The organism is Microcoleus sp. BM001215392 (assembly GCF_036700185.1).
Lineage (GTDB): Bacteria > Cyanobacteriota > Cyanobacteriia > Cyanobacteriales > Microcoleaceae > Microcoleus.
Genome location: NZ_JAUBOJ010000024.1, coordinates 7790 through 30009, shown reverse-complemented (window position 1 = coordinate 30009; position 22220 = coordinate 7790). Strand labels below are relative to the sequence as shown.

General features: G+C 45.2%; 16 protein-coding genes. 13 read left to right on the top strand and 3 right to left on the bottom strand.

Features of this window, described 5'->3' with window-relative positions; all coding sequences use genetic code 11:
* The first annotated feature begins 413 nt into the window (after positions 1–413).
* From QT974_RS04860 to QT974_RS04830, 7 genes are all read left to right on the top strand, one after another.
* Entirely contained in the window at positions 414–722 is a 309-nt protein-coding gene (locus QT974_RS04860; RefSeq protein ID WP_106149684.1) for a carbon dioxide-concentrating mechanism protein CcmK, read from the top strand.
* A 519-nt stretch (positions 723–1241) separates the two neighbouring features.
* Positions 1242–2351 carry a hypothetical protein gene (locus tag QT974_RS04855; protein ID WP_333467391.1) on the top strand — a complete coding sequence of 370 codons (1110 nt, stop codon included), beginning with the start codon at positions 1242–1244 and terminating at the stop codon, positions 2349–2351.
* An 869-nt stretch (positions 2352–3220) separates the two neighbouring features.
* Positions 3221–3757, top strand: a complete 537-nt coding sequence (locus QT974_RS04850) for a hypothetical protein (protein ID WP_333467390.1) — start codon at positions 3221–3223, stop codon at positions 3755–3757.
* 92 nt (positions 3758–3849) lie between these two features.
* A complete protein-coding gene (locus tag QT974_RS04845) occupies positions 3850–5250 on the top strand; it encodes a hypothetical protein (protein ID WP_333467389.1) in 1401 nt (466 codons plus the stop codon).
* Positions 5251–5477: 227 nt separating this feature from the next.
* Complete coding sequence (locus QT974_RS04840; RefSeq protein ID WP_333467388.1) at positions 5478–6167, top strand: hypothetical protein; 690 nt, start codon at positions 5478–5480, stop codon at positions 6165–6167.
* A gap of 175 nt (positions 6168–6342) precedes the next feature.
* Positions 6343–7953: a hypothetical protein gene (locus tag QT974_RS04835; protein ID WP_333467387.1), complete on the top strand. Its 1611-nt coding sequence runs from the start codon at positions 6343–6345 to the stop codon at positions 7951–7953.
* Positions 7954–8026: 73 nt separating this feature from the next.
* Complete coding sequence (locus tag QT974_RS04830) at positions 8027–9400, top strand: O-antigen ligase family protein (protein ID WP_333467386.1); 1374 nt, start codon at positions 8027–8029, stop codon at positions 9398–9400.
* Positions 9401–9460: 60 nt separating this feature from the next.
* Here QT974_RS04830 and tatC read toward each other — a convergent pair whose 3' ends face one another.
* Positions 9461–10276: a twin-arginine translocase subunit TatC gene (gene tatC / locus QT974_RS04825; RefSeq protein ID WP_333467400.1), complete on the bottom strand. Its 816-nt coding sequence runs from the start codon at positions 10274–10276 to the stop codon at positions 9461–9463.
* A 593-nt stretch (positions 10277–10869) separates the two neighbouring features.
* Positions 10870–11823, bottom strand: coding sequence for an NAD(P)-dependent alcohol dehydrogenase (locus tag QT974_RS04820; protein WP_333467385.1), 954 nt, complete (start codon positions 11821–11823; stop codon positions 10870–10872).
* Positions 11824–11972: 149 nt separating this feature from the next.
* On the opposite strand from QT974_RS04820, the gene QT974_RS04815 reads away from it, so the two are divergent.
* The 6 genes from QT974_RS04815 (at position 11973) to QT974_RS04790 (ending at position 19334) form a co-directional block, all read left to right on the top strand.
* A complete protein-coding gene (locus tag QT974_RS04815; RefSeq protein WP_333467384.1) occupies positions 11973–12731 on the top strand; it encodes an SDR family NAD(P)-dependent oxidoreductase in 759 nt (252 codons plus the stop codon).
* A gap of 184 nt (positions 12732–12915) precedes the next feature.
* A complete protein-coding gene (locus tag QT974_RS04810; RefSeq protein ID WP_333467383.1) occupies positions 12916–14013 on the top strand; it encodes a DJ-1/PfpI/YhbO family deglycase/protease in 1098 nt (365 codons plus the stop codon).
* 170 nt (positions 14014–14183) lie between these two features.
* Positions 14184–15584 (top strand): hormogonium tapered terminus morphoprotein TftA, encoded by a 1401-nt coding sequence (gene tftA / locus QT974_RS04805; protein ID WP_333467382.1) that lies wholly within the window; start codon positions 14184–14186, stop codon positions 15582–15584.
* Between the two features lie 83 nt (positions 15585–15667).
* Entirely contained in the window at positions 15668–17734 is a 2067-nt protein-coding gene (locus QT974_RS04800) for a glycoside hydrolase family 10 protein (protein ID WP_333467381.1), read from the top strand.
* A gap of 216 nt (positions 17735–17950) precedes the next feature.
* Positions 17951–18385 (top strand): hypothetical protein, encoded by a 435-nt coding sequence (locus tag QT974_RS04795; protein WP_333467380.1) that lies wholly within the window; start codon positions 17951–17953, stop codon positions 18383–18385.
* Positions 18386–18629: 244 nt separating this feature from the next.
* On the top strand, positions 18630–19334 hold the full coding sequence (locus QT974_RS04790) for a rhomboid family intramembrane serine protease (protein ID WP_333467379.1): 705 nt from the start codon (positions 18630–18632) through the stop codon (positions 19332–19334).
* A gap of 64 nt (positions 19335–19398) precedes the next feature.
* On the opposite strand, the gene QT974_RS04785 is transcribed toward QT974_RS04790, so the two are convergent.
* Positions 19399–22220 (bottom strand): calcium-binding protein (locus tag QT974_RS04785; protein WP_333467378.1); only part of this gene is annotated, 2822 nt, incomplete at its 5' end.

Below are 22220 nucleotides of genomic sequence, written 5' to 3'. Positions count from 1 at the left end.
AGTCATCAGTCATCAGTCATCAGTCATCAGTCATCAGTCATCAGTCATCAGTCATTGGTCATGAGCGGTCGATCGCCCAGGTATCGCGGCTTGTAAATTTTTGTGTCGGGCGGCTGGATTTGTTGAGTTCAAAGTCCCGAAAATCGCGAGGCGAATTTGTCATTCAGCTTGCTCGCGCAGGGCGAATTAAGCAGTCGCACAGCTAATTTTCGCAATTATTTTGATTAAAACTGTTTTGTGGCGGGCTTTCCGGCGCGCGCTACTGTGGGATTTTAATCTCGCAAAAGCTTCTAGGGATATTTTTATTTTGGGCCGGCATATCCAGCCGACCAAAATCATCCGAACCAATTTCTGTCAACACTTTCACCTACAATGAGTCTCAGATATCTTGTGAAACTTAGGAGAATGTTGTAATGGGTGTTGCAGTTGGAATGGTTGAAGTCTTAGGATTTCCCGCTGCCGTAGAAGTTGCAGACTCAATGGTGAAAGCAGCCCGAGTTACTTTAGTTCGCTATGAAAAAATAACCCGCGCTTACTGGACAATTATAGTTAGAGGAGATATCTCTGAAGTGCAAGCAGCCGTTGCTGCTGGAATTGAATCAGTTAAAAAGGTCGATGGCGGAAAGTTGCTATCGTATCACATCATTGCTCGTCCCCACGAGAATCTCGATTACATTTTGCCGATCGGCTATACGCCTGAAGTAGAACAGTTCCGAATGTAGTCAAAGTTTTGACAAAACTTTGGTGTGGAATTTTAACTTTTACTAAAATATAGAGGCGCGGGCGATCGCACCTCTATATTTTTATTGCCTGTTTATCCATCTTTTTATGCTGCGGACACAAGTAATGTTGCAGCAGTTGGGTATGATGCGACATATTTGGTGGAAGCATAAACAAGTTTAATAAGTGCTATTTATTAAAAAAATCGAGCGTAACGCATTATCAGTATATCTGCGGTTGTCAAATTAATATGAGAGTGCAATTTAGTAGTTTTACTGCTCGTACGAGGGAAACTATCACGTAAAAAATCAGTATTTTTACGGTTAAAATATTAATTGATTTGTCCTAATATATATTGAAATAGCTGAGAAGTAACTTTCAACAAGCAATGCTAATTGATGTGAGCAAGCATTTTTTATAGTTTTTATTGAATTTCATCATTTTTAGAGTCCTGGTATTAAATAAAGCACAAAAAATAGTTACTGTTAATGAAAATTTTGGGCATATAAAGGGTAATAAATATGACAGATTTTAATTCAAGTGACAACAATACAGTGGAACAAAAGGGTATTGATATAGAAATCTGGGAACCCGCATTTATAGTGATGGCCGTACCGAAGAACAGTACGAATGCAACTACATTTGTACAGATTCATTTAGCGATTACTAATAATACATCAACATTGTTTTCTTTCATAGATAAATATTTAACGCCCGAACTTTTTACTGTTGACGGTAAAGAAATACGCCCTCAAAAAACGAGCGATAGACCAATAGCAACTAACTATTACAAGGGTATAGCAATTACACCAAAAAACACAACAACCAGAGCTATAGTGCGGTCTTTTATGGCAAAGCTCTTTTGGCAGAATAACTGCCTGCAACTCCAAACGAGTCTTTTTTATGCTACCACAACTATTATTAGTTCTGAAAAAGTTTATTTGTTTCAACCTTTACGACTAGGAACTTACCAGCTTCGATTCATCTACTTAAGTCCGGGCCATAATTTCTTATTAAAAGATTCACCTACAGCGGAAAGAATTAGAGTAGAAGAAAGTGAGAAAAGTTCGTTTGCAAGTCCTGCGATTAATTTACGATTAATTGAACCTGTGCCGCATCACAACAATCGAGTAGAAGTCGATGGTATGTGCTTTGAAACGCTAGTTACTGAGCCAAGCTTAAGAGTTCCGCTAACCGCATCATCTGCGAAAATTCCCGTACAGATTGGGATGAAAATTACCAACAATACCTCAACTCCTTTTCGCTTTATCTTATTTGATACATTGATTCCCCAACTAATAGGAGAAAATGGTGTGATACCTCGCCTAGACTGTGGCGGTAGTCTGGGATGGGTTATTCCTCAAGAATCCGACTTACAACTTGTGAAACCAGGAGAAAGCATTACTTTATTTCTCAAAGCTAGCCTTACAAGGCAAGCAAATAATCTGTTAAGCCTGATAGTTTCAGGTGGAGGTAGATCCTGTTGGAGGTTTAACGATCTCGCCTTCGGTACATACCAGATTAACTTAACATACAGATCCCTCACAGAAAAATTAGAGTTTTTATGTGAAGACCTCTGGGTGGGAATGGTGAATACACCTTTTGTGGAGTTTAGGCTGATTCCGCCTTAAAGTGAGTCCGACGAGGAGGAAGAGAGAAACAGATGGTTTGCTGTATCTCCTAAATAATCAATTTGGTCGATAGTGGAAATTTATGCACCTGTATCTATTAACAGCAATACACTTTAAGTATATGGCATTCACTTTCAAATTTTCATGCCCGATCGTGTCTTGACAATCCCCTCAAATAAGCCCTATGCTACAACTCTTGTAAAACTCGCTCTTGGGATTACGAATAAAACGGCAGCCTCGTTGCGCTTCTAATAGTTAAATACAACGTTACAGATTCTAGGGCAAGATGGTAAAAAACTGCGGTGGATTGTATCGATCGCTACTTTTTACAAGCATCCGGGAGAGCCGACCTCTGGATGGGAATGGTGCATACGTGAAAATTCATGCAGAAGCATAAACAAGTTTAATAAGTGCTATTTATTAAGTCGATCAATCGCCATTCACTGTATTTACTGAACAATAGAGGTCAAGTTTCTTGGAAAAACTTAAGTAGTTTTGCGGTTGTCAAGCACCCAGAATTTTTCTAGAGTTATATATAGCGATGAAACAGCAATAACCAAAATACTCGTGGGTTGTTAGCGATCGGTGCTGTTCTTCGAGACTACTTGGTTCTCTTAAAATTGAGAGAGTAGCAAGCATGGCAAAAAGAGAATATTTTGACAAAAATGCCGTTGAAGCAAATGGCATATTCAGATAATTTATTTTCAAGAAACCAAGCTAGTTGATGCCAGAAAGAATCATTTTGAGATATTTATATAACTGATGAAACAACCAGCTTATCGCGATCGTATCTTGCAAGAACGATCGGATATCGCCAACCGTTTCAATGATTTTATTTCAACGTGAATTAGCATGGGAGGATAACAAACATGGCATCTAGAAAAAGAAAATCAATTAAGAACAAAACCATTGAAGTAGATGGCATCTGCTTTGAAACTTTAGTGCCAGAGCGCGAGGTACTCATTCCTACTAAAGACGGTGACACAACTCCCGTAAAATTTGGGATTCGCGTCACCAACCTTTCGACAATTCCCGCTGGCTTTAAATTATGTGGATTGATGCCAGAACTTCAAGATGCTAAAGGGACAGTAATAGATCGCTCTTATGCAAGAAATGCAACCAAAGGCCTGCAAGAAGACGATTTTCTATTAGCTATGCCAAACGAGAGTTTGACATTCTTTGTGGAAGGCGAGTTGTACTGCGAGCGAGACAAGTTTGGACTCACAGGCTATGAAAGTTCTGGCGGTGTTTGGACTTTTCGCACCCTCAATCCAGGTAAATATCAAGTTCGGTTCACTTATGAAAATCAAAACGCTGTGAGAAAAATCCCTTATGGAGGAACTGTGGAAGGATTGTGGACAGGAAAGGCGTCTACACCTTGGGAGGAGTTCCGCCTAGTCTATTGATGAATTGAAATCAAATCGCAATTACTGTTTAAATTTTGTTTCACGCCAAAACTGCTATTTTTTTAAAACCTACTACCTAAAGGAGTTACAAAATGGCTTCGCGACAATATTCCCTACTTGGGTTGGCCGTAACCTTAGTAGTAACGCTTACAGGACAATCCGGTGTTGCTTTTACTATCAATTATCCTCCTCCAGGTGGAAGATCCGATGCCTTTATTCGTTACAACGAACCTAATTATGAGGGTGAAGCGTACTTAGTTCTTGCAGAAGAGATTCAACGAGGTGGCACGAATGAGCTTTGGCAATTGCTAAACGATTTTTCTAATAGCTATCCGGGACGTTGGGAATTTCGACGTGCCGAGAATGATTTACAAGGTAGCTTTAATCTCCTGAACTATTACATCTGCGGCCCGCAAACTACAGATTGTGGAGCAGAAATACAAGACCCTTTCTCAGAAGGTGTTGGGGCTATGCTTGAATTACTGTACTCTCCAGCCCTATTAACTGGTGACCCCGTACCTGACCCCACAGGTGTTACTAGAGGAATTCAATGGATTCAACGAGTGTACAACAATCATAGCCGCACTCCCGATCGACATGGTTCTATTGAAAACATTCTCGATATTGATATTGGGCAAACTACCCCATACTATACTGGCCATGCAGGGAACGGATTAGGCATACCGCCGTACAGATTCTTTGGGGACGTACCATACAGAGTAGATCCTGTGGAAAGCCATTTCTGGGATGCTGAACTTTACTTAGTGGAAGAGACGCAAGATTTAATAACCCGGAAAAGAACAGTTACGATTTATAACGGGATCAAATGGGGTTGGAGAAACCAAACTCGGCGTAAATCCTCTAAAAACTTCTCCGGCACCCTAGCCTCCGGCTATCAAGAAGACAGATACAAGCTAGACGGACTTACTCCAGGTTCAAAATATATAGCCTGGACAAACAACGACCTTCCCTCCAACCGCTGCAACCCCAACACATTCTTAAGCACTCACAATGACTCAGGTTTTCGACTGGGATTTGACGACAACAGTAGCTCTGTCGGAAATGGTTTTGCCTCCGCACTAACTGGTACTGTAGGCAGTAGCGGCAATATCAACCTCGATGTCCGTGCTGCTGGTGGAGGTGCTCGCGGACAAGACAGAGGCAATTACGAATTGTTTGTTGATATTTACGACCCACAAGAATCGCCAGATTTTAGCGTAGCAACTAGCGGGGGCGGCGGTTTCGGAAAAGAAATGCGCGGCCTGACACAGCAAAATCCCATCCTTCCCAATTCTATCCAAAACGGCTGGCAAGTCTTCAACAAAGTTCCCGGCTGTCGCTGGTTTGACCCTCCAACTACTTACGGCTTTGAATTCCAATCTCTAGAAGACACTTTATTTACTGAAATTCTCGATTTCCCTGTGGGTGATGACCAGCAATTTACTGTTGCAGTTGTGGTTTGGTACGATGCGACATATTTTGCGGAAGCATAAACAAACTTAATAAGTGCTATTTATTAAGTCGATCGAGCGTCACCGATTTTTCGTATATATGCGGTTGTCAAATTCATATTAAAGTGCGACTTAGTGGTTTTATTGCAGAGGGTCGGGAAACTATCATCTAAAAAATCAGTATTTTTACCGTTTCAACTTTGAGGGAGCAGTCCTAATATATAGTTTTATAGTTAATAAATCACTTTCAGAAAGCAAGGCAGTTTGATGTGATGAAGCACTTTTCCCTATTTTTATTAGTTTTAATTCTTTCCGGCTTAGTGGCATTGAGTCATGTGCCTAAAGAAGTTATGGCGATTGAAGAGGTGGAAAGTGAGAGGGGATATAACTTGACATCTGTAGAATCGACTAACAAGAATGCAGTTGAAATTGATGGCATCCGCTTTGAAATTTTGGTGCCAAATAGAGTATGGTTAATCCCTGAGAATCGACCAGATGTAAATACCTTGATTCAGCTCGCTATTCGGATTACAAACAACTCGCCTTCTCCTATTCGCTTACCTTTTTTCGATCCCCTGCTTGTAATTCCCTTAGAAATAGTGGAAGCCGATGGTAAAGTATTACAAAGCAAAGGAGGTAGAGATAGACTCCTAAACTCTCCGCAACTCGCTTGTCCCTTAATTCAACCAGGAGAACACGCAACTTTTTTCCCGGACACCAAAGTTTTTTGGCAGAAGAATAGTCTGCTAATCGGAGGCTCTGACGGATTGGGGGGGTCGTGGTATTTTGACAACATAAAGCCGGGTGATTATCAAATTAGATTCAGATATATCAGTTCCCGATCTGTAAGACCGTGCTATGACCCTAAAAAAGATGAAGAACACCTAATACGAGAGATTTGGACAGGTGAAGCAACAACGCCCTTTGTCAAGGTTTACGTAGTTTACCCTGGCACATAAATAGCAATTGAGACACAATTTCATATCGATTTCATATCAAGACAGATTTTTATTCCATACCTACCCTGTTAAGGAGTTGTTAAGAATGCGATTACATCAATACCGGATAGTTTTATTAACGTCCCCTTTACTGTTTGTGCTAACAGGTAGGGCCTGTTTCGCTTTTTCTTTCACAATGCCATCGCAAAGACCAGATTCTCCCTGTACCCAAAGCTCTGTTTATTGTTCTTCAATATCTTATACCCAGCAAGGTATTGGCACCGTAACTACTTATACAACTACTGTGTCGCAACTACCAGTCGGCGGAACGGATGCTTTTTTTAACCTGCTGACCTCATCCGTTTGGGCGCAAAACGGTTGGACATTTAACAAAGCGCCATCAGTAGAATCTTTAAAAGGTCGGTTTGATATTGGGGTGTATATTCCTTTTGTTACACCCAATGTGGGAGCAGAAATACAAGTTCTTTACAACCCGGTCGTTGGTCAAGATCCAGTAGGCACTAATGTTCATTTTATTCAAAGGGTAGTTAATAATCATGCCTATATATCTACCCTTCAAGGAGTCATTAAGCAACCTTACGGAACTCTCGAGAACAAAATTGACACTGTAATAGAGCAGACACAACTAAGTTTTTTAGACCCTCAAAACCCACAAAAGCAAACATTTAACCCTTTTTACGATACCTATGGTAAAACGGTAAGATATCCAAATCAAACAATTCTTTTTCGTGATTACCCTGTTCGAGATGATATCTATAATAACAAAGCTTGGGATGCAGAACTTTACTTGGCTGAGGTAAAAGATCCCCTTAATAAACCCAATGAAGTCACGATATATGATGGTATCTCATGGGGTTGGAAAAGCATATTTACTCCTCCTAAAACCACTAAAAAATTTTCCGACAGCCTCGCCTCCGGTTTTGAAGTAGACCGTTTTAACCTCTCTCAACTCACCCCTGGTTCAAAATATATAGCCTGGACAAACAATGACCTCCCCTCCAATCGCTGCAACCCAAACACATTCTTAAGCACTCACAATAACTCAGGTTTTCGGCTAGGATTTGACGACAACAGCAGTTCTGTAGGAGATGGTTTTGCCTCCGCACTAACAGGTACTGTAGGCAGTAGCGGCAATATCAACCTCGATGTCCGTGCTGCTGGTGGAGGTGCTCGCGGACAAGACAGAGGCAATTACGAGCTGTTTGTCGATGTTTACAACCCACAAGAATCACCGGATTTTAGTGTAGCAACTAGCGGCGGCGGCGGATTCGGAAAAGAAATGCGCGGCTTAACTCAACAAAATCCCATACTTCCCAATTCTCTCCAAAACGGCTGGCAAGTCTTCAACAAAGTTCCCGGCTGCCGCTGGTTTGACCCTCCAACTACTTACGGCTTTGAATTCCAATCTCTGGAAGACACTTTATTTACTGAAATTCTTGATTTCCCTATGGGCGATGACCAACAATTTACCGTTGCAGTAGGAGACTCGATACTCGGTAATTTCAGTCCTGGAGATAAGTTAGACTTTGTTTCTTTATTGGGTTATCCAGTAGATAATTTTAGAATCACTGGCATTGATTCATTATTTGGCCCGACAGCAGAAACAGCATTTCCGATTCAATTAGCTTTTCAGGAACGGGAAGGAAGTTTCAAGATGCGCCAAATTTCCAAGCCAATTGATGCGGAAGCTGTACCGGAACCAGGGAGTATTTTGGCGGCTAAGGGAATGCTGCTGTGGTTCGCTGCGATGCGGCATATTTTGCGGAAAAAGCGGCAGGCTGGTTAAACAGTTGACAGTTGACAGTTGACAGTTGACAGCGAGGTTTTTAAACAGTGACATAACTATCTTTCCGATCGAAATGATGAAACATAGATTCTGCGATCGCGATGCTAGCCCGAACAGTGACACAACTATCTTTCTGATGAAAAATCTTTACACTCTGCTATATGCTTTCAGCCTCATTCTCATCAACCCTTGGGGAGGCAGCCGTGGCGAAATTTGGACGCAACCTAAAGTTTTTGTTGTCCTGCTGATTGTGCTTTCAAATTTATCATTTTTATGGGAAGAAAGGAAATTTTTAACTTTTTCCCGGCAGTGGAAAGTCTGCACAATTTTGTGGGGAGTTTTTTTGACGGTGGGAGCGATTTCTACCCTAAACAGTCCTTTCCCAGAACGTTCTTTTTGGGGACAAGACCAAATGGGAGATGGCTGGCTGTACTGGCTGTTAATTTCTATTTTTTCGCTGAGTAATAGGTTGCTACTAAAACTTCATCCAGAATTGTTTCTCTTTCAAATGCGGGGTTTGCTGATAGGAGGTGTGGTGGTAGCGATTAGCGTTTTTCCACAAGTTGTCAACTGGCAAATTGATTATACTGCAACGAACGGTCAGTCGATCGCACATGATGTTTTGGCTAGTACGATTTTTCGGGGACAGCAGCCGATCGCACTTTTCTCGCACCGCGGCCACGCAGCTATAGTATTGACTCTCGCCGCAATTATTTCTTTGGTTGGTTGGAAGTGGAAATTAATTAGCGATCGCACTTCCAGCCTCGCTTTATTTCTCATTCTCCCTGCTTTGCTATTTACCAACACTCGAACAGCAATTGTATCTTTAATGATAGCACTCTTTTATTTGCTGGGACGGCAATATTACAAGCAATTAATCCCGGCTATTTTTATTGGATTGCTGGCAATTAGTGCCATGACTTTTACAAGGCCGCTGGACTGGAATCGGGTATCTGTCGCACAAGTAATGTCCAGCCGATCGCCCATGTGGGAACTTGCTGTGCGCGGGATTCAAAAACGGCCTCTCTTTGGCTGGGGTTTTAACGGATTTGGCATCGCCTATCCTTTTGTCGCCAATCCTAATAACATTCCTGAAATTGTGAATCTCGGTCAGTTTTCTTACGATTATATTGCCCTAAACGGACAGGTTCGCACTGAAAAAATACCGAGTTATAAAGCTCACAACTTGATTTTAGACACTGCTGTTTCTACAGGTATTTTGGGGCTGCTTGCTTCTTTTACCTTGTGGGGATATTGCTTTTACTCTGTTATTAGGTCGCCGAATATCGGTATTGAAGCTGTGGCGATCGCCTATACAACTTTCGCGCTCGCTTGGTTTGAGTCCGCTGAATACGCGCACATATTTTGGTGTGCACTAGATTTTTCCGAATCGAGATTTCAGAGTTCAAAATTCACACAAGCAAGGGCGGATAGCTCTAGTTTTTGAGCTATCGACCATATTTTTGGTACAACTCGCTCAGCCCAAAAACTTCAAAGTTTCTAATTTTCACCGCCCCAAAAGCTTCACCAAACCAACGCCGCCAAAGTAAAGAGCGAGCACCGCACCGCCTAAAAGACTTTGCGTCAAAGGGTCAGTAGAAGGCGTTAAAACAGCACCCAAAACAGCCGCACCTAAGATTACATAACGCCAGCCAGATAGCATTTGCTTAGAAGAAACTATGCCCAAAACGCCGAGCAATACTTGGACAATCGGGATTTGAAAAGCTAAACCCGTGCTGAACATTAACAACAGTACAAATTTAAAGTATTTGTCGATCGACCACAACTGCTCTACAACATCGGCCCCGTAGGTAACAAAGAAGTTCAGCGCCGCCGGAATCAGAGCAATATAAGCAAATACCAGCCCGCCCACAAAGAGGAAACTAGAACCCAAAAACACTGGCCCGAGCAACCCGCGTTCTTTGCGAGTCAAACCGGGTAGCACAAATAGCGCTATTTGGTAAAAAATAAACGGACTTGCAATCAGCAAACCGCTGTATCCCGCTACTTCGATAGAAACAAAGAAATACTCACCGGGAGCTAGTTGCAGAAACTTGACAGGCCCGGCGGGTACTTCTAGCAATTGTACGATCGGTTTAACAGTTAAAAAACAACCAACTACACCGACTGCTACTGCAATTAGCGAGTAGAAAAGTCGCTGTCGCAATTCTTCTAAATGGTCGAACAAAGACATCTCAACTTCGTCAGGAAGTTCGTCGAGATATTCGTCTTCGAGGTTGCGGGAACCCAGAAAACTGTCTGCGATTGATGCAATGCTATTTTCCGCGCTAACTTCTTCAGCTTCTAAATTGCTGACATCCATAGAATCATCAGCAGAATCATCAGCGACTAATGCAATGCTATTTTCCTCGCTAACTTCTTCGTCTTCTAAGTTGCTGACATCCGTAGAATCATCTGCGACTGGTGCAATGCTATTTTCCGGGTTAACTTCTTCGTCTTCTAAGTTGCTGACATCCGTGAAATCATCGGCGATTGGTGCAATGCTATTTTCCGTTTCCGCGCTAACTTCTTCAGCTTCTAAGTTGTTGACATCCGTAGAATCATCAGCGACTGGTGCAATGCTATTTTCGGCGCTAACTTCTTCATATTCTAAGTTGTTGACATCCGTCAAATCATCGGCGACTGGTGCAATGCTATTTTCGGCGCTAACTTGTTCGAGGTTGTTGTCGGAATCTTGTTTGGATGTCTCCAAGTCTGAGGGCACAGTCATAGGGAATGGGGAATTGGTAATGGGAATCGGAAATCGGGAATTGGTAATAGGGCAATTTTAGATTTTTAATGGTAATTGGTAATGGTAATTGTTAACTATTAACTATTAACTGTCAACTAAGAGGGCGGACACGGCCCGGCATCGCCCCTACCAATTGTCAACTGTCAACTGTCAACTGTCAACTGTCAACTGACTTCTTCAATGCCGATCGCAATTTTGCCAACAGCGCGGCCCGTTTCGCTATAAGCGTGGGCGGCGGCTACTTCTGGTAAGCTGAAAGTGCGATCGACAATCGGCTCAATTTGATCGGATTCAATTAACTCCCGCAAAATCTCCAAGTCGGCTGGGTTGGCATTGGCTAGAATGAATTTAGCTTTTTTACCAGGAATAAACCAGCTAGTCAACATTGGTGTGAGGTTCTCAAAACTCGGCAAAGTCGAGATATAAACTCCCTCCGGTTGCAGCACGTTTTCGCATTCAGCAAATGTCTTTGTACCGACAGCATCCAAAATTATATCATACTTTTCGGGCTGTTGAGTAAAATCAATTTCTGCATAATCGACAACACAATCTGCTCCCAAATCCTTGACAAATTCTTTATTCTTTGCGCTGCAAACTCCCGTTACTTCCGCATTCATTGCTTTAGCAACTTGCACCGCAAAAATCCCGACTCCGCCGGAAGCGCCGTTAATCAATACTTTGTATCCTGCTTTAATTTCACCCAAATCTCTCAACGCTTGCAAAGCCGTTAAAGCTGCGATCGGTACTGCTGCTGCTTCGACATGGGTGATATTTTTCGGTTTAAAGGCGGCACTCGATTCTGGCACGACAGCGTATTCTGCACAAGCACCGCCAGCGATCGGATTTAAGAATGTATAAACTTCGTCTCCGGGTTGAAATTTAGTAACTTCCGAGCCGACTTCTACGACAACTCCCGAGATGTCGGAACCGACAATTCGAGGAAAGTTAAATCCTGTAAGTAGTTGCAAGTGTCCTTGCCGGATTTTCCAGTCTACGGGATTGACGCTGCTAGCGCGAACTCTGACTAGCAATTCGTTCGATTTGGCGATCGGTTCGGGCAATTCTCGGTACTGCAATTCCTCGGCGGAACCGTAGCGATCGTAGACAACTGCTTTCATAGGGATATTTTAGTTTTATTTTAAATACAACGCTCGAACCTCTACAATTATCATATAGCAATTTATTTGTTTGTGAACACGATCAATTTTTTTGGATTGACCGCAGAGAGCGCAGAGGGCGCAGATAAAGAGAAAAGAGAGATAGGGAAATGATTGATTTAACGGGAAAGGTAATTTTAGTGACGGGCGGCTCGAAAGGGATTGGTGCAGCAACGGTTCGGACTCTGGTTAATGCTGGGGCTGAGGTGATTTTGCATTACTGTCGCAGTCAGGAAGCGGCGGATTCGGTAGCAGCAAGTGTGGCGCGCGATCGCTGTTATTTATTAGCAGCAGATTTGATGTTGCCAAACGCTGCCTCTCTTTTGTGGCAAGATGCTGTAAAGTGGCGCGGTCATATTGATATTATAGTTAATAATGCTGGGATTATGCAGTCGGCTGGTATCGAGGACGATTTTGATATTTGGTCGTCGGCTTGGCAGCAAACTCTACAAGTTAATTTAGTTGCGGTTGCTGATTTGTGCCGGGAAGCAATTCTGCATTTTAAAACTCGCAAGGTTGGTACGATTATTAATATAGCAAGTCGCGCTGCTTTTCGCGGCGATGACCCGAATTATCTGCATTACGCTGCATCAAAAGGTGCGATCGTTTCTTTGACTCGCAGCATTGCTAGAGGATTCGCTGCTGATAATATTTTGGCTTTTACTGTGGCGCCGGGATTTGTGAGTACGGAAATGTCTGATAAGTTTATTCGGGAGTGCGGCGAAGCACAGATTGTACGCGATATCCCGATCGGCAAAATCGCTCCTCCTCAAGATGTCGCCAATGTAATCGCCTTTCTAGCATCGGGTTTGGCTGCGCACGCTACCGGAACAACGATCGACATTAACGGAGCCTCTTATGTACATTGACAGTTGACAGTTGACAGTTGACAGTTGACAGTTGACAGTTGATCGTGTTGCTCTACTATAAAATAACTCTAAAGACTCACCTTAACAGCTTTTAAGAATAACTACTTTATCACTTTAGCCAGATGCTCAAAAAACGAGAGGTGACTTATATTTAGATAAAAAGATAGCCTGAGGGAAACTGATTATGACAGCAGATAACGGAGCCAAAAGCAAACGAGTTGCCATACTCATCGAAAACGGAGTAGAAGATTCCGAATTTCTGGTTCCTTACAACGCCTTAAAACAAGCAGGATTTGACGTAGTTGTCCTCGGTTCCCGCACTAACGAAAAGTATGCAGGAAAACAAGGAAAAGTCTCCCAGCAAGCTGACGGAACTACCACTGAATCATTAGCAGCAGAATTCGATGCAGTGATAATTCCCGGCGGTATGGCTCCCGATACCATGCGAACAAACCCGAATACAGTGCGGTTTGTCAAAGAAGCGATGGAACAAGGAAAAATAGTCGCTGCTGTTTGTCACGGCCCGCAACTTTTGATTGAAGCCGACTCGCTCAAAGGCAAAAATGCGACGGGTTTCTTGGCAATTAAAACAGACATGATTAATGCCGGAGCTAACTACATCAACGAAGCTTTAGTAGTTGACGGTAACTTGATTACTTCCCGCCAACCGGGAGATTTAGGAATATTTGCCACTGCAATTTTAGCCCGCCTCGGTTATGGTGGCAAAGCAGTCGGCTTACCCGAAGAAACTGACGCCAGCGCAGAATGGTGGAAATTAGCTAATGGTTGGGGCGGCTCGACACAAGGCGACATTGTTAAAGGTTTAAATACCGCCCTCGCAGGGGAACGCTATGCTTGCGAAGCGTTTCAGAATTATGCGGAAAAAACCGGAGATGCCGATTTGCGATCGCTCCTGACGGAAATGATCCAAAATAAACAGCAACACATCCTCGCTCTCGAAAACCGCCTCAATGATTTCGGCGAAAAACCCTCAATTCCCGCCCAAATTGCTGACAAATACGCTAAATTAAAAGCCTCGATGCAAGGAACCGATGAAACCTTCTTGCTGCGGAGCACCCTCGGCGATTTGCAAACAGGTATTGTCGATATCAACCACCTGCGCGCTAAGTTTACAGATCCGGTATCAACTGACATCTTTACACAGATAGAAGCGGATTTGTCCAAGTGCGAGCAAGTCGTTGCTAAACTCTTCCGCACCCGTGCAGTATCGCAGGAAATTAAGGCACCTAAACCTTCGACTAGCCCCGCTGTCAAAATGTGATCTCCACGCGGATTAACAAATTTGTAGTTGTGTTCGGGGGTGAGAACCCCCACCCAGAACGCAACTACAAATTTTTGATGCAATCATAAAATATACGCCTTTGCGGTAAAATAAAAGCCGAGCATAAAAAGCTGACACTGAAGTAACTGCAAGGTGGAGATTTTTATTAAATGGCTTCTATTTTTGTTTCAGCCGGACATGGCGGGTTTGAAGGCAGCGTGCGCGATTCCGGGGCGATCGCATTTGGCACCACCGAAGCACAGGAAATGATCCTAACTCGGGATTTAGTAGTAGCTGAATTAAAGCAGCGAGGTATCACAACTTTGTCGGTGCCCGATACTCTAAGTTTAGTAGAAACTATCGCTTGGATCAACAACCGCTGCCAGCCGGGTGACGTAGCTGTAGAAATGCACGCTGATGCTTTTTCTAATCCCCAAATTCGCGGTGCTAGTGCCTTTTATATTGGCAGCAACCCCACACGCAAAGCCGATGCAGATTTACTATTAAATGGCTATTTGCGCAGGTGCCCAGAAGTACCGAGTCGCGGCGCCAAACCAGATACTGAAGCAGGTGTCGGTAGCCTCGGATTTTGCCGCCGCATCAACGTTCCTTCCGTGTTAATTGAACTCGGTTTTATCACCAGTCCCGACGACTTAAAAGTATTTCAAACTCGCCGCCGCGATGTCGCCCTCGGACTCGCTGACGGCCTCGAAGCTTGGTTAAAAAATACGGATTTGAAACCCTTGCCGGCACCAACACCAACACCAACACCCGCACCAACACCCGCGCCAACACCAGCGCCTAAACCTGTAGTTTATCCATTAATTAATATTCAAATCAACGGCGCGCCCCACGAAGAAAAAGGCATTTTGGTCAACGGAAATGCTTTTGTCCCTTCCGAAGTTCTAGATGCTCTCAATGTCAAACCCGAGGCAGCCGATCGCCGAATCACCTACAATGGAGTCGTATTTGTGCGGGCAGTCGATTTGCGCGATCGCGAAATTTCTGTTACTTGGGATCAGACTACAACATCAGTATCCCTGCGATCGCGCCGCGATATCCTCTCAGGCGTAGGAAAAATCATGGGACGCGGTTTAACCACGGCCCAACAAATTACCGTATTTCTCACCCAAACTAACAGCAAAGCCCTGGGAGTCTTCCCCAACTTACCTCAAATGTACGTGCAAGAAGCAGCAGCAGAAGGCGTCAACCACGACCTAGCTTTTTGTCAAATGTGTTTAGAAACAAACTATCTTAACTTTGGCGGTGCAGTCAAACCAGAACAATTTAATTTTGCCGACATGGGAATCATCAGCCCCACAAATTCCGGCATCTCATTTCCCGACGCCCGCACCGGAATTAGAGCGCAAATTCAGCACCTAAAAGCTTACGCCAGTACAGAACCAATCAACCAACCATTAGTTAAAGAAAACGTGCGTTTTCGCTTTGTCAAGCGCGGCGTCGCCCCCACCGCCAACGAACTAGCAGGCCGCTGGAATTCTGACCCTTTATACGGACAAAAAATCATCAACATCATCCGGCTTCTGTACGAAAATGCCAGTTTGTTGTAGTCAGTTGTTATTAGTTATTAGTTATTAGTTATTTGTAACTGACTACTAATAACTAATAACAACTGACTAATAACTAATGCCCGATGCCCAATGCCCGATGCCCGATTCCCGCTTATCAAATAACTATGGTTTCCAGCACAAATCGCTTTTCCGACATTCAAAATCATTGGGCTAAAATATTCATTGATGGCTTAGTAGAACGGGCTGTAATTAGCGGTTTTCCCGATCGCACTTTTCGCCCCAACAGCAACCTCACCCGCGCCCAATTCGCCGCCATAGTCAGCAAAGCCTTTCCCGTACCCGACAAACGACCCTACATATCCTTTATCGACGTTCCCGCCACCCACTGGGCCGCCAGCGCCATTCAAGCAGCATATAAAAGAGGATTTATCTCCGGCTATCCCGACAACCTGTTTAAGCCCGAAAGCATGATTACCAGGGCGGAGGCATTAGTGGCCTTAGTCAGCGGTATATTTGGGGCGAATGCTGCGCCGACAAGCAATCTGATCCTCTCCAACATCTACCAAGATAGTACAGAAATTCCTAATTATGCCAAAAAGGCGATCGTCATCGCCACCCAATCCGAAATAGTCGTCAACGCCCCCAACTTAAACCTATTAAATCCCGCCGGAAACGCCACCAGAGCCGATGTCGCAGCCTGGGTTTATCAAGCATTAGTATATCTCAAAAGAGCACCACAAATATACAATCAATATATTATAGTTCTCAGCAAAGTTCCCAGACCGCAAGTTTATGTCAACCACCAGCGAGAATTTCGCGGAGTTTGGATAACATCCGTGTGGAATATTGACTGGCCGCTCAGCAACAAACTCTCCACAGAACAGCAAAAAGCCGAACTCCTGAAAATCTTGGACAGGCTGCAAGAAATGAATTTCAATGCAATTGTCCTCCAAATTCGAGCAGCAGGCGACGCCCTTTACGCCTCACAATTAGAACCTTGGAGTGCATGGCTGACAGGAAGCCAAGGAAAACCACCCGAACCTTATTATGACCCTTTAACATTTGCCGTTACAGAAAGCCACAAACGCAACATCGAAGTTCACGCTTGGTTCAATCCCTACCGCGCCAAAGTTTCTTATACCCAAACCCCTCCCAACGTCAGCCCGCACCTCTCTGTTACCAATCCCGAATGCGTTTATCCGTGGGGTGACGACTTGTGGATGGACCCGGGAATTGATTTAGTTGTAGACAAGACATACAACGTCATTTTAGACGTAGTAAAGCGCTACGATATAGACGGCGTTCACTTCGACGATTATTTCTATCCTTATCCGATTGACGGTCAAGAATTTCCCGACAGCAAGATTTATAATAGTTATATTTCCCGAGGCGGCCAAATGAGTTTAGGAGACTGGCGTCGCGAAAATGTCAACAAATTAGTTAGAAGACTCGGACAAGGAATTAAAACAGTCAAACCAAACGTAAAATTCGGCATCAGTCCCTTCGGCATTTATCGCCCCGGACAACCACCACAAAGCAAAGGTTTAGACGCCTATGAAACACTCTATGCCGATGCCAAAAAATGGTTAGAATCAGGTTGGGTAGATTATCTAAATCCTCAACTTTACTGGCGCATCGATCAAACAGCTCAAAGCTATCCAATGTTGCTGGAATGGTGGCTAGAAAACAACCCCCAAAACCGACATATTTATGTAGGAAATAACCTAGGAAGACTGGACGGCATAAAATGGACGGTGCAGGAAATAAACAATCAAATTGAGATTACGCGCAACTCTAAAGACAACTTAGCTTTGGGTAATGTTTTCTTCAGCATGAAAGCATTTAGCGACAACCGCCAGCAAATCTACGATAATTTCAAATCGACAACATATACACAACCCGCACTCGTTCCCGCCATGCCTTGGCAAAATGGCAAGCCACCAGCCCCTCCAGTATCAGTCGTAGTACAAAAAGTGGGGAATAGCAATGTTTTGCAGTGGAAAAATCCCGCCGATAAAAACATCCGTTCTTGGACACTTTATCAAAAAAATGGCGATAGCTGGAAGCTGATTAAAATCATCAATGCAGACACAGTACAAGTCGCGGTAGGAACGGGAATTTATGCTTTATGTGCGGTGAGTATCATGGCCGTAGAAAGTGTAGGAGTTTTCATAGAAATAGCAGCATAAAATATAGATGTAAAGATGAACATGAAAAATCTGCGACTTCCCGAACAAAGACGAAAAGTTTACATTGAAATCGCCCTGCGCAGATGCCGTCCTGGTAGCGGCAGCACCTGAGAATTTCTCAGCCAAAAAACTTGGAACACTCCGGTTACTAACATTAAAGCTATTATCAAAAAAACTCAGTTTGTTGTTGTAGGAGGAATTGCTACCAGGCTTTATATGCCAGAACGCGTGACTGACGACCTAAATATTTTAGTATTGACTGATGATGCTGAAAATATCTATCAAGAATTAGTAGCTGCTGGCAGCATAAAAATTGGAGAACTCAGCATAGATGGTAGTAGTTGGCAACTACCAGATGGTAGTATTTTGGATGTTCTTGAATCACAACAATCTTGGGTTAGAGAAGCGATCGCAAATCCCAACATCGCCCCCGACAATTTGCCAATTATCGGATTACCTTATTTGATATTAATGAAATTGCAAGCCAGTCGCGGTATAGATATTGGCGACTTGACGCGGATGTTAGGAGGGGCTGATGAAACTGCCTTAGAATTAATAAGAAAGACAGTAAAAACATACCTTCCTGATGCAGTGGAAGACCTGGAAAGTTTAATTGTACTGGGAAAATTAGAAATCGGAGAATTACGTTAATTGTGGAGACAGGTTTGTAGTGAGGACTTTAGTCCGCATAAAAGCCCTCACGACAAACACTTTTTATTGACAAAGATGAACGGCAACAGCAGCCAAGCCCCTTTTCCTTCTGACTAATGACTAATGACAACTGTCAACTGTCAACTGTCAACTGTCAACTGACTTCTTCCTCTAGACAGGAGACAGCTTACAGATAAATGCGTTATCGTGTTGCCAATATTTTGATGTTGAGGCAAAAAAAGCTGTGGTTCCCTTACGCGATGACAATCCCACCAGTATCACTCCCTACGTTACCTTCGGGCTGATTGCTGCAAACATATTAGTATTTTTGTACGAACTCTCATTAGCCGATCGCCAATTAACGCAATTTTTCTACTCTTGGGCCGTAGTTCCTTGCCAGTTAAGCAATATGTGCCGGGTGTCTCTGCCAGTTTCGCCATTTCCCGAATGGACGACCCTAATTAGCTCGCAATTCCTGCACGCAGGCTTTCTGCACATAGCTGGAAATATGTTATTTTTGTGGATTTTTGGCAACAACGTAGAAGACCGTTTAGGACACGTAAAATTTTTAATATTTTACCTTACTTGCGGCGTTTTAGCATCACTAACTCAGTGGTATTTTTCCTCAACATCGGCTATTCCTTCCCTAGGTGCTAGCGGCGCGATCGCAGGCGTGATGGGCGCATACATTCTTAGATATCCCCAAGCCAAAGTTCTTACTCTACTACCTTTGGGCATCTTTATTACTACAGTCAGAGTCCCGGCTTTCTTCTTTCTGGGATTTTGGTTTGCACAGCAAGCATTGAGCGGTTTGGCTTCCTTGAATGCGCCGGCAAGCGTCGGCATGGAATCTGGGGGAGTTGCTTATTGGGCACACGCCGGTGGCTTTGTTTTTGGTGCTGTTATTGCCCCTTTATTGGGGCTTTTTTCTGATAAAAATCAGATTTAACGGTTCGATCGTTCGGAATGCGAGTCCGCAAAAAGCTGCGGACTCGCATTCCTCACGCTCGATCCTAGATAAACGTGAAGTCAAAAGGTGACAGAGTAGTCACCCCAGTTACAGCATTTAACTTCGCCAAAATTCGAGAATCACCGCCTGTTTGGTTGTTACCGTTGCCGTCATAAATGATGTAAGTATTGCCGCCGGAATCGTAGGCAAACAAGAAGGCGGTTCCTCCCAGAATATTGGTAGAAACATTTGTCTGCACGGTTAGCTGAACTTGGCTGTTACCTCCCAGATTTGCGAATCCGGGGGCAAAGTTAAATTGATCGGCGATCGGCACACCGAGACCGCTAAAATCAGTAATCACATCGTATCCGCCCGCAGCGATCGCAGCATTGATTGCCGCCGAAGAAGCCGCATCAAAAGCCAGCCCACCATCCGCAGGACTGGTATAGCGGAATTGATTGCTGCCGCCGCCGCCCGTCATGGTATCAGCGCCGGGGCCGCCTACGAGCACGTCGTTGTCTGCACCGCCGTTAATTGTATCGTTGCCGCCACCGCCGTCAACAGTATCTGCCCCTGCTAAACCGTTCAAATTGTCCGGTAAAGAGCCGCCCACTAACCTGTTAGGCCCGCTATCTGCCGGCAAAATCGCAATGGCGATCGTACCTGTACCCGGAATTGTCCCGAATCCGTCGCTGATGCTGTAGGTGAAAGTAGTTGTACCCGCTACATTGCCGGCGATGAACTGCACCTGAGCTCCCAGATTCACAGCTATGCCCAGTTTCGGCGTGCCCACATTAATAATGCTGAGCGGCCCTTTTTGCGGGCTCGAATCGTTCGCTAGCACATCGATGAAAGTTGGTAGCAAATTATTCGTACTCGTAAATACGATGCCGTCATCGCCAGCCACTGGCGGCCGGGTGGTGGGAAGGGTTGAGGAATCGTCGAAAGAGTTGATGTTAATCCCGACTGAGGCTGCCGCCGTGCCGCCTTGGTCGTCCGCTACGCTGTAGCTGAAAGAGCCCGCTTGCCCGATCGCATTAGTTTTAGGTTGGAACTTCAAGCCTAGCAATTCCTGAACCGTCAATTTTTGGTTGATAGCCACCGGACTCGTACCGACAACTACTTCACCAAAAGTTGGATTCGGTACTCTGACAACCGCGATCGACAGCGGCTGACCTTCCGGGTCGCTGGGCGCCGAAATGCTCAGAGACAGAGGCAAATTCTGCAAACCAGTCAGCGTCTTGCCAGTTTCGACGATCGGCGCCTCGTTAGGAGTCGGAGAGGTAAAACTCGGCGGCACCGGCCCCCCGCCGAAAGGTGGAGTTGGAGTCGGGACGATCGAAGGAATCGGACTCGGCAATGTCCCTGCCGTCGGAGTCGGAGTCGGACTCGGAACCTGTGTCGGCAATGTCCCGGGCGACGGAGTTGGATTCGCAGTTGTCCCGCCCGCCGTGGGAGTCGGACTCGGACTTGTCCCTGGAGTTGGACTTGTCGCCGGAGTCGGACTTGTCGCCGGAGTCGGACTTGTCGCCGGAGTCGGACTCGTTGCTGGAGTCGGACTCGTTGCTGGAGTCGGACTTGTCGCCGGAGTCGGACTTGTCGCCGGAGTTGGAGAAGCAGTTGTTCCCGTCGCCGGAGGTGTCGTAACAGGTTTTGTCCCCGTTGAGGGTGTGGGAGAAGGACTTGTCCCCGGAGTCGGGGAAGGACTTGTCCCCGGAGTCGGGGAAGGACTTGTCCCCGGAGTCGGGGAAGGATTTGTTCCCGTCGTGGTCGAAGGTCTTGTGCCCTGAATGACGAAGGGATTGTCGTCTACGCGCGGAATTTGAGCTGTAGTAAACCTAGATTCATCCAGCGAGTTCGATCGCACATCAATCAATACCGCCAAAAATTCGCCAGTTTGCTTGTCCCGAATAATCGTGTTGCTAGAATTCGAGCCTTGACCTTGGGAGATGTCTAGCTGTGTAAAGTTGAGACCTCCAGCCAGAGCGATCGAATCTCCCGGCTTAAAATCTGTAATTAAATCAGCATCACCGATGTCGCGGCCGCCCGTAGTCAGAAACCCGCTGCCACTAGGCGACGTACCCACCCGACCCAGAACAAAGATATCCGAACCCTCGCCTCCGGTCAGACTATCAGATCCGCGATCGCCCGAAATAATATCATCCCCAGCCCCACCAGACACAGAATCATTGCCATCGCCCCCGAAGATCAGGTCATCACCAGCGCCGCCGTCAGCAGTATCGTTACCAACACCGCCGGTGATGACATCCCCGCCGTCGGCGCCCAACAAGATATCGTTGCCGGCAGCGCCGATCAAGCAGTCGTTACCCGTGTCGCCAAACAAAGTGTCATTACCCTTGTCGCCAAACATCAGGTCGTCTTCCCCACCTCCGCGGAGACAGTCATTGCCTTTACCGCCGTACAGCGTGTCGTTGCCTTCCGATCCCAAGACAATATCGTCGCCTTGGTCGCCAAAAGCCACATCATCGCCCAAGTCGCCAGTAACTAAGTCATCACCTTTGCCGCCCCGCGCCGTGTCATTGCCGCGGCCGCCCTCAACAATATCCTTACCAGCGCCACCGTTGAGAGAATCGTTACCGTCATCACCTCTGATGATATCGGCTCCGTCCCGACCCAGAATCGTGTCGTCGCCGCCGCGCCCGGAAATCGTGTCATTGAACAAACTGCCGATTAAATAGTTATTGCCATCATTAGCCACAACTACGCCATCGACAAACACGGGCTGTGGGGGAGGTGTGGGTACTGTCACTGCTGGTCGCACCACCGGGACGATCGTAATCCCCGGGCCCGTCCCCGTCATGGTCGTGGTTGTCCCCGTCATGGTCGTGGTTGTCCCCGTCATGGTCGTGGTTGTCCCCGTCATGG